The organism is Burkholderia sp. BDU5 (assembly GCF_001522845.1).
GTDB classification, from domain to species: domain Bacteria; phylum Pseudomonadota; class Gammaproteobacteria; order Burkholderiales; family Burkholderiaceae; genus Burkholderia; species Burkholderia mayonis.
In genome coordinates this window covers 1-7523 of record NZ_LOWC01000136.1, presented here as the reverse complement: position 1 = coordinate 7523, position 7523 = coordinate 1, and the positions used below count along the sequence as shown (strand labels likewise).

Below are 7523 nucleotides of genomic sequence, written 5' to 3'. Positions count from 1 at the left end.
CTTCAAACTCGGTTGCTGCCTGATCTGCTGGAATACCCTTCGGCGGGCCGACCAGTCTTTATGAAACCGTCTCTTATTGAATACGTATTGGATTCAGGCGATCGGGCCGCGTGTCGCGACGGGCAAACCGCCGATTTCTGGTCAGAGGGTACCAAATTCGACGACTGCAACATGAAAACGACAGGGGGAAGGCGCGCCGTACGGGGCACATTTAACCAAGATTGACATGCAGCGACCACCGATTTTGTCGTATCTTTCGCGGCGGAAGGATTTGTAACGTCTGGTCCTTCCGCACGCAGTCAATCGGCCCATGCAGTACCCGACCTGCCGCCCTCCTGACGGCAGGTCGATCTCTACCGCGTCAGAACAATCCAACCGGCTGTGCCGCGTCGTCCCAGCTGAAAATGATCAGCTCGTTGCGGGGGACGCCCTTCCCGCCCCCGACCGTGTACTGGATTGGTACGGTCTCGATGTGAAACTCGTCGAATACACGCCGAATGTCCGGGTGATCGTTCAGGCTCACAATCGCCCGGCCCTTGAGTGAGCGCAGCCGCACGGCCATCTTCTCGTATTCCTCGAACGGGAACGCCACGCCATACCCCTCCGTCTCGTAGTACGGCGGATCCAGATAGAACAACGTGTGCGGCCGATCGTAACGATCGATGCACGCGGCCCAATCCAAACGCTCCACGAACGTGTTCGCGAGCCGAAGGTGGGCCGCTGACAATTCCTCCTCGAGGCGCAACAGATTCAGGCCGGGGGGCGTTGTTGTCGCCGTACCGAATGACTGTCCTTCCAGCTTCGCCCCAAAGCAACTTTTCTGCAGGTAATAGAACCTCGCCGCGCGCTGGATATCGGTGAGGGTTTCCGGGACCGTCTGCTTCAGCCATTCGAAGACCTGCCGGCTCGTCAGCGCCCACTTGAACTGCCGCACGAACTCCTCCAGATGGTGCTGCACGACCCGGTACAGGTTGACCAGCTCGCCGTTGACGTCGTTGATCACCTCGACCTTCGCCGGCGGTCGCAGAAAGTACAGCGCCGCCCCACCGGCGAACACTTCGACGTAGCAGTCGTGCGCGGGAAAACGCGGGATGAGATGGTCAGCGAGGCGGCGCTTGCCGCCGATCCACGGAATAATCGGATTTGCCATTGTGAAAGCCGTTTTAAAACTTGGTGTAGAATCCGGCCCGCCTACCGGTAGGTAGCAGGGCCTTGGCCGATTCACTGGCTAGACAGTGGAAAGGCGACCGGCGAGCGTGTTCCCGCACGCCCACCGGTCGCCCTGTTTCTCTCGAGGCCGTCCGGCCTCGCATGCCGCGCTATCGCGGCTGATCGATTTGCACGTCGCCCGTCAGCGCGTCGTAACTGCGTTCGCACTGCTGGCCGGCGACGCCTCGCTCGTCAGCGATCGTTGCCAGCTCTCCCGCTCGCGCGTCAACCCGGCCGAGCACGTCGGCGAGCAGATCGAGGGCGTCGCCGGCTGACGAGCCTCCGGCCGAAGTGGCGAAACGGCGAATACCGGCGACGAGCGCGGCGACCTGTCTGCGCAGGCCGTCAGCAGCAGAAGCAGCAGCAGCAGCGGCATCAACGCGCGCCTGATCACGTTCTTTCGCAGCATCGGTTGCGATCTCCTGTTGTGCCGCCGATTGGCGGCGAAATTCGTCACGCTCGGTCGCCAGCTCGGCGATCTGCTTCGCCTGCACCGCAACCTTGGCCGACTGGTCGGCGTCCCGGTGGCCCTTGAAATAGCCGCCGGCCGAGCCGGCGACGATGCCGGCGATCACGACCAGCCAGAAACGCGGATCGATCCAGCTCATGCGACCTCCCCGCCGGCTGCCTGATACGCCGCCAGCAGATGCTCGATCCGGTTTTCATGCTGACCGTATCCTGCACCCGGCAAGCTGGCCCACACGTTCGACACCTTCGAGACGGCCTCACGAAACCGGCCTGCGTCGATCAGCGGTAGCGCACCGTGCTCGCGCAGCTGCTGCAGCGCGTATCGGTCCTGTGAGACCGGCACGAAATCAGGCAGCTTCATCTGAGCCTGATAGATGCGCCACCAGCGATTGAGGATCTGATAGCGACCGGCCGCCGTCGACGGCACCGGAATCTGCCGGTTGAGCACATTCGGATGCGCCGCATAGCTCGCAAACAGCAGCGGTCGCGACGGCGTCGAACCGACCAGCACGTTGTAGCCGTCGTCCGACTTCGCGAGCAGCGCCGAGCCAATTTCGCTCACTGCGATCATGTCGAGGAACGCGACGCGGTTCTTGCCGCCAGCCGCGGCGATGTCGATTCGTGCCATCGTCACTTCTCCCCGAACAGGCGCTTCGCGTTCCGACGCAGCAGCACCTCCAGATACTGCGATCCGATGATGCCGAGCGCGCTCCCGAGGCCGAGCAGTGCGATCGGCGGCAGATCCGGGATCTGCAGCAGCGCGATACCGGCAACCATCGATGTCGCCGAGCCCAACATTGTCCGACCGGCAACGATCCGAAATGTCAGTTGCTCGCCACCGACCAGCACCTTCGCGATGCCAATCAGTCCGCCCATGACGATCAGCTCCAAGATCGTCTTTTCGTGGTCTTGCATCCCACCCCCATTGAAAAAAGAAAAGCCGCCCGAGTTGCCTCGAGGCGGCATCCGAAATACTTAACGAAATTCGCGAGCGTATTAATTCATTGATCAATCACCACAAAAAAAACCATCGACCAACAAAACTGCACCACAACATCGATACGCACCTTAATCGGCGGTTTACATTCAAAAGATCACGACCTACGATCAAAACGCCAATGTGGATCGATGGAATATTTTCACACTACAAATTTATCGATCGCATTGACTCGATTCGCCATAGATATGGCGAACTTTCCATCACGCATATACTGGAGAAAATAATGTCACGGATCATTTGGGGTAGTGTTAATGCCAACGGTAGCATCAACAGTGGCAGCAAAGATTTCAGAGTTGAGCGCACCGACACCGGAAAATACGTGATCACCTTCAACACTCAATTTTCGGTGACCCCCGCAGTCGTCGCAACTCAAAATAACTTCGGCGATTCAGGACAAAGCAACATGGACGGGGTATCCGCTCCCTTTGTTAACGCCGGTTACTGCCAAATTAACACGGGCGACAACAGCAACAAGTTCCAAGACAGGAGCTTTGGATTTATTGCAATCGGCAGCTAAAAACCCCGGGCATTGCAAAACCGGCTCTCTCTCGAAGATCGCCCAGTTAGCGAATCGTGGCGAACACCCGAGCACGAGCCGGAAAACAAAAACAAATACACCGAATGTTTCCCAATATCACCTGCGATGGCCACCCGGTGTAATTACGACTGGGAATGTTGCAAACTGTTGGCTAAGCGCTATCTCGGCGCTGGCACAACCAGATCGATCTTCTTCGTCGGCTTCTTGCCGTGACCGGCCTTCGCCTTCCCCTTGTTGCCCGCGTTCAGTTCCACCGACGTCTCCCAACTGCGGCCGGCGTACGTGTGTTTCACCGACTCGACCAGAAACTCGCCGTCGGCCTCCTGCTTGAAGCCTTTCAGCCTCACCGACTTCTCGGCCGCGATATCCGTCCGGCCGCGCATGCGCAGGACGCTCTTCGCGGTATGCCGGTTCAGCTTCTCGAGCCGGGATTTCGCCGCCGCCTTCGCGGCCTCCGGGCTGGCGTACGAATGGCGCTCGGTATGAACGGCTGCAGCACCTGGCGGCGCATCCGGATTCGGGATCGTGAGATCGATCTTCTTCCCGGTCTTCGCGTTGTGCACCTTCGCCCGCACCGCGACGAAGCTGGCCCGGTCCGGAAACGTGATCTCGTAATCGGCAAGATCCGCTGGCGTCAGCTCGATTGACGGCAGCATCTTGCCGCTCGCGCTCTTGCCGCCGCCGATCGGCCCGACGATCAGCTTGCCCGCCTTCACCGTCGCGGTCGCACCATACTGCCGCGCGATGCGCGTGATGAAGTGCAGGTCACTTTCGCCGAACTGATCCGCGCGCGGCACGACGGCCTCGACCGAACACGCGGCCGCCCACTTGTTGCGACGCGCGACGTCGCCGACGATGTCGGCCAGCTTGACGTTCGTCCAACGCGGCGCGTTTGATGAACAGCGCAACGCGATCGGGAAAGGTGGAGATCTGGGAGACGAACAGCCGTCCGGCCTGCTCCGGGGCGGCTTCGATCCGGTACGCGAGCGCAGCAACGCCGCATGCGAGCTGATACGGGCGTTCGCAACACAACTGCACCTGCTCGCGCGCAACGCGGCAGCAACCCATGCCGGGCATGAATCGCTGCATGTCAGCGACGCCGGCGGGCAGCAAGGTTACGGGCGGCATGAATCAGCCGCTGGAACAGGCGCTGCCCCTTGCGGCCCGTCGCGATGATCTGCTCGGCTTCGCGATCGTCGATGCGCTGATCTTCGAGCGCGCGCGTCACGTCGTCGGCGACCTTCCCCACATGCGCCTGCAAGTGGAGCGTCGTCGTCACGAGATGCATCGCGCCCGGCTCGTGGACGTCGGCCGCGTGGTGATCGTCGACGCGCTCGGCGACAAGCCCGAAACGAGCGTTAAGCGCATGCAATGCATCGAGCGCGTGTGCCTCGGCTTCGCTCTTCTCCTGCATCCACTCGATCAGCAACTCGAACATCTCCATCGAGAGGCGGCTATCGCCGACACCACGCAGGCGTAGGCGAAGCGACTCCGGCGTAATGCCCTTGCCTCGGCGGTTCGTCAGGTGATTGGCGGCGTCGGCTACGCCGCCGGGCGTGTTACGCACGGACGTATAGAGCACGTCCAGCCATTCGGTGCTGTCGTATCTGCAGGTCATTGAACTATTGGTGGGCTGCGCCGCCAACCGCGCCCGCACGACCTGCGTTTCCTGTACTGGCTGACGGGCTCGGACGCGGCCCCGCCGCTGTCGGTCCCCTGCAAGCAGGCGGACGGCACCCTATTCGAACGATGCCGGCAGCGCACTCGCGCCTCGACATGCGTCGCGATCCGCCGTGCCCGCCGGATCCGCGCACACGCGCCCCGAACTCCACACGATCGTCACGCGAGACGCGGAACGTCACGTCGCCATCTCGTTCCCGCATCTCCGCTCGCTTGAGATTTCCCGTCGACTCGCTGCTTGGGTCGGATACCCGCACGTTGCGATTCCTGCGCCTGTTCCGCCAGAGCATCGACCTCGAAGTGTCGCGACTCGAACTGATAATCCAGAACCGGAGGACCGCGTGAAGCGCATGACGACCTACAAGCATCCGACGTCGTATAACGAGATCGTCGCTCACGCGAATGCCATTCATGCGCGTCGTCTCGCTCAACTCAAGAAGGCCGAGAAGCACATCCGAGCGATCGAGCGCGACCTTGCGTTGGTCGCTGAAACCGGCATTTACATTGCCGTTGACGGCTACTCGATGTACCTCGAAGACTGCCGCGCACCCGACGAATACCGCTACAGCGGCCGGGCAAAATGGGCGCTCCGAGTTCGCGCGGGGATTTTCAACGAGACGGCCGATCGCGCCGTCCGCGCGTTTCTCGCGCTCGGCTGGATCGTCGAGCGCATTGATATCGCTCCGAATCGCTCGAATCTCCTGCTTCGGCGACCGAAAACGCAGTCGCGCCTGATCCTCGACTGCTCGATGGAACTCGCTCATAGTCTCCAACCGCAGGAGGCCGAGTAATGGATGCCCGCACCCAATCGCTCGCGCTCGTCGAGCCGATCGTCACCGGCAACACGAAGGCCGCCGCTGCGGCGGCGGGCGCGACGTCGGCGGATCTCTGGATGGTGCCGTACGAACAGCTCCACTACGATCCACGCGACAACGTGCGCCCCGTCGATCAACAGTGGGTGTCGCACCTCACCGCGCTGATAATCGCCAACGGCTGCTCGAGCAAGCACCTGCGGAGATTCACCAGTTCGTCCGCGACGGCTCCATCTCCGGCACGCTCGTGATCGAGCAGATACGACGGCACGGCGCGGAACGGACGCTGGAGCGGATCGTCTCGGGCCTGTTGAAAGCGAAGGACGCGGGCAAGACGAAGGTCACGAAAAAGCATCTCCACACGACGTCGCCCAAAAGCGTCGCGGCAACGGCCGCCGCCGAGCCTCAACGGAAGATTGGCGAGCAACATGCAAAGCAGCTTTTGCAAGCGCTGCAAAGCGTGTTGCACGATCCGGGCTTCGGCAAGTTGTCGCCGGGCACGATCGCAGGCGTACATCGCGCGTTGACAGGCCTCGAAGACCTGCTCGATGCCGTGCCGACACGCCGACCGAAGCCAAATGACCCCACGCCCGGCCCTTTCTACCTCACGTCCGCTGCCGCGAAAGCGGGAACGCGCGGACAAGCGCCCGGCTATCACACTGGCGAGCGTCGACGGCAATGCGGTTTCAAAGCGTGTGCGCGGGCTCGCGCCCGCAAAGGCATTCCAGAAGAACGACACGCCGCGTGCGCGGCGAAAAGCAATCCAGAGAAACGAAGCCCCTGCGGATGCCCGCAGGGGCATGCACGCACGCCTCGACGCGCTTTGCATCGAGATCCGCGCCCTTGTGAGCGACGTCTCGCACTCGGCCGACATCGTGCTGCTCGACCTGATGGCCGACGACGCCGGCAGCTACGCACGGCACAAAGCGGCGCAGGACGCTCGCACGTGGGCTGCAGCCGCCGGCGTCACGCTCAAAACGGGTTTGATGCAGCTCGGCCGGGCGGTACCACGCGATCAGAATTGAGGATAACCATGAACGACAAACAGAACACCGCACCGAACTGGTTGCAGGAAGGCGACCTGCTCTATCGCCTCACGATCGACACGCACCGGCAAAACCATGACGAGATCTATGTCACGCTGGCCGAAGGATCGCGGGACATACGGGCACGAGCGGCGCGCGCGGCCGAGCTTCGAGAAGCTCTGAATGGAGTCGAACCCAATAAGCCAACCAGCAGCGCAACGTCACAAGCCCTCACAAGACTGGTGTACCGCTTCAGGTTGCGCCAATCTTTGTGCCCGGTCACCGCCGCAACTTCCGGAATATCCCATCCGTCTTCGAACAGCGCACTCGTCGCTTCGTGCCGGAGATCGTGCGGACGAAGATCGACGATGCCTTTGTCGTCGCAGGCCAGCTTGAAGTACTTGCTCGCAGTGCTCTTGTCGAACCGAAAAATGTATTCGTTCGGATGCGGCTCGATCTTCGGGTCCATCTTGCGCTTCGCCTCGTATTCAGGCGGCACCGGATACCGTGGCTGACGCAGCAATACTTCGAGCGAATCACCGATTAGCGGCACCCACTCGTCGTTGCCCTTCTTCTGTCGTGGATGTTTGCGATCGCGGACTAACGCGAGCCGGCGCTCGACGTCGAGATCCGACCACGTCAAGCGAAACAGTTCGCCGCGCCGGAATGCACTTGTGAACGCCGGTCCAAATCCGACACTAAACGACGGCGTTCTGGAATTGAGCGTTTGAAGTGGCCGTGCTTGGAAGATGATGTTTGCGGGGTAGCGACGCTGCGGATGCCTGACGCTT

At 61.5% G+C, this 7523-nt stretch carries 10 protein-coding genes and 4 pseudogenes; 6 read left to right on the top strand and 8 right to left on the bottom strand.

What is annotated here, in order from left to right; all coding sequences use genetic code 11:
- A partial coding sequence (locus tag WS69_RS35000; RefSeq protein ID WP_231747188.1) for a hypothetical protein occupies nucleotides 1–225 on the top strand: 225 nt, incomplete at its 5' end.
- A gap of 136 nt (nucleotides 226–361) precedes the next feature.
- On the opposite strand, the gene WS69_RS21130 is transcribed toward WS69_RS35000, so the two are convergent.
- The 4 genes from WS69_RS21130 to WS69_RS21115 all read right to left on the bottom strand — a co-directional run bounded on the left by WS69_RS21130 (nucleotide 362) and on the right by WS69_RS21115 (nucleotide 2592).
- Complete coding sequence (locus WS69_RS21130) at nucleotides 362–1150, bottom strand: DNA adenine methylase (protein ID WP_059472636.1); 789 nt, start codon at nucleotides 1148–1150, stop codon at nucleotides 362–364.
- Between the two features lie 169 nt (nucleotides 1151–1319).
- Nucleotides 1320–1817: a DUF2514 family protein gene (locus WS69_RS21125; protein ID WP_059472635.1), complete on the bottom strand. Its 498-nt coding sequence runs from the start codon at nucleotides 1815–1817 to the stop codon at nucleotides 1320–1322.
- Entirely contained in the window at nucleotides 1814–2305 is a 492-nt protein-coding gene (locus tag WS69_RS21120) for a glycoside hydrolase family 24 protein (RefSeq protein WP_059472634.1), read from the bottom strand. Before WS69_RS21120 ends, WS69_RS21125 begins: the two co-directional genes overlap by 4 nt.
- 2 nt (nucleotides 2306–2307) lie before the next feature.
- Nucleotides 2308–2592: a phage holin family protein gene (locus tag WS69_RS21115; protein WP_059472633.1), complete on the bottom strand. Its 285-nt coding sequence runs from the start codon at nucleotides 2590–2592 to the stop codon at nucleotides 2308–2310.
- A 308-nt stretch (nucleotides 2593–2900) separates the two neighbouring features.
- On the opposite strand from WS69_RS21115, the gene WS69_RS21110 reads away from it, so the two are divergent.
- Nucleotides 2901–3194 (top strand): hypothetical protein, encoded by a 294-nt coding sequence (locus WS69_RS21110; RefSeq protein WP_156438291.1) that lies wholly within the window; start codon nucleotides 2901–2903, stop codon nucleotides 3192–3194.
- A 179-nt stretch (nucleotides 3195–3373) separates the two neighbouring features.
- On the opposite strand, the pseudogene WS69_RS21105 reads toward WS69_RS21110, so the two are convergent.
- The 3 genes and pseudogenes from WS69_RS21105 to WS69_RS21100 all read right to left on the bottom strand — a co-directional run.
- A pseudogene (locus WS69_RS21105) lies at nucleotides 3374–4132 on the bottom strand (phage late control D family protein); the annotation flags it as partial.
- Nucleotides 4029–4292, bottom strand: a pseudogene (locus tag WS69_RS34995) (hypothetical protein); the annotation flags it as partial. The pseudogenes WS69_RS21105 and WS69_RS34995, both read right to left, overlap by 104 nt.
- A 13-nt stretch (nucleotides 4293–4305) precedes the next feature.
- Entirely contained in the window at nucleotides 4306–4833 is a 528-nt protein-coding gene (locus tag WS69_RS21100) for a phage regulatory CII family protein (protein WP_059472631.1), read from the bottom strand.
- Nucleotides 4834–4842: 9 nt separating this feature from the next.
- Here WS69_RS21100 and WS69_RS34990 point away from each other — a divergent pair.
- The 4 genes and pseudogenes from WS69_RS34990 to WS69_RS21080 form a co-directional block, all read left to right on the top strand.
- Nucleotides 4843–5240: pseudogene (locus tag WS69_RS34990) on the top strand (hypothetical protein); the annotation flags it as partial.
- The gene (locus WS69_RS21090; RefSeq protein WP_059472630.1) at nucleotides 5237–5686 is read left to right on the top strand and encodes a hypothetical protein; all 450 of its coding nucleotides are present in this window, start codon (nucleotides 5237–5239) and stop codon (nucleotides 5684–5686) included. The pseudogene WS69_RS34990 and the gene WS69_RS21090, both read left to right, overlap by 4 nt.
- Nucleotides 5686–6281 (top strand): annotated as a pseudogene (locus WS69_RS31730) (pyridoxal phosphate biosynthetic protein PdxJ); the annotation flags it as partial. The gene WS69_RS21090 and the pseudogene WS69_RS31730, both read left to right, overlap by 1 nt.
- A 4-nt stretch (nucleotides 6282–6285) precedes the next feature.
- The gene (locus WS69_RS21080; protein WP_231747187.1) at nucleotides 6286–6732 is read left to right on the top strand and encodes a hypothetical protein; all 447 of its coding nucleotides are present in this window, start codon (nucleotides 6286–6288) and stop codon (nucleotides 6730–6732) included.
- Nucleotides 6733–6838: 106 nt separating this feature from the next.
- On the opposite strand, the gene WS69_RS34985 is transcribed toward WS69_RS21080, so the two are convergent.
- On the bottom strand, nucleotides 6839–7523 hold a 685-nt coding region (locus WS69_RS34985; protein ID WP_231747186.1), incomplete at its 5' end, for a tyrosine-type recombinase/integrase.

Coding starts and splice junctions, on each gene's coding strand:
- WS69_RS21115 (WP_059472633.1), bottom strand. CDS start 2,592: ATGCAAGACCACGAAAAGACGATCTTGGAGCTGATCGTCATGGGCGGA.
- WS69_RS21120 (WP_059472634.1), bottom strand. CDS start 2,305: ATGGCACGAATCGACATCGCCGCGGCTGGCGGCAAGAACCGCGTCGCG.
- WS69_RS21100 (WP_059472631.1), bottom strand. CDS start 4,833: ATGACCTGCAGATACGACAGCACCGAATGGCTGGACGTGCTCTATACG.
- WS69_RS21080 (WP_231747187.1), top strand. CDS start 6,286: ATGACCCCACGCCCGGCCCTTTCTACCTCACGTCCGCTGCCGCGAAAG.
- WS69_RS21110 (WP_156438291.1), top strand. CDS start 2,901: ATGTCACGGATCATTTGGGGTAGTGTTAATGCCAACGGTAGCATCAAC.
- WS69_RS21125 (WP_059472635.1), bottom strand. CDS start 1,817: ATGAGCTGGATCGATCCGCGTTTCTGGCTGGTCGTGATCGCCGGCATC.
- WS69_RS21130 (WP_059472636.1), bottom strand. CDS start 1,150: ATGGCAAATCCGATTATTCCGTGGATCGGCGGCAAGCGCCGCCTCGCT.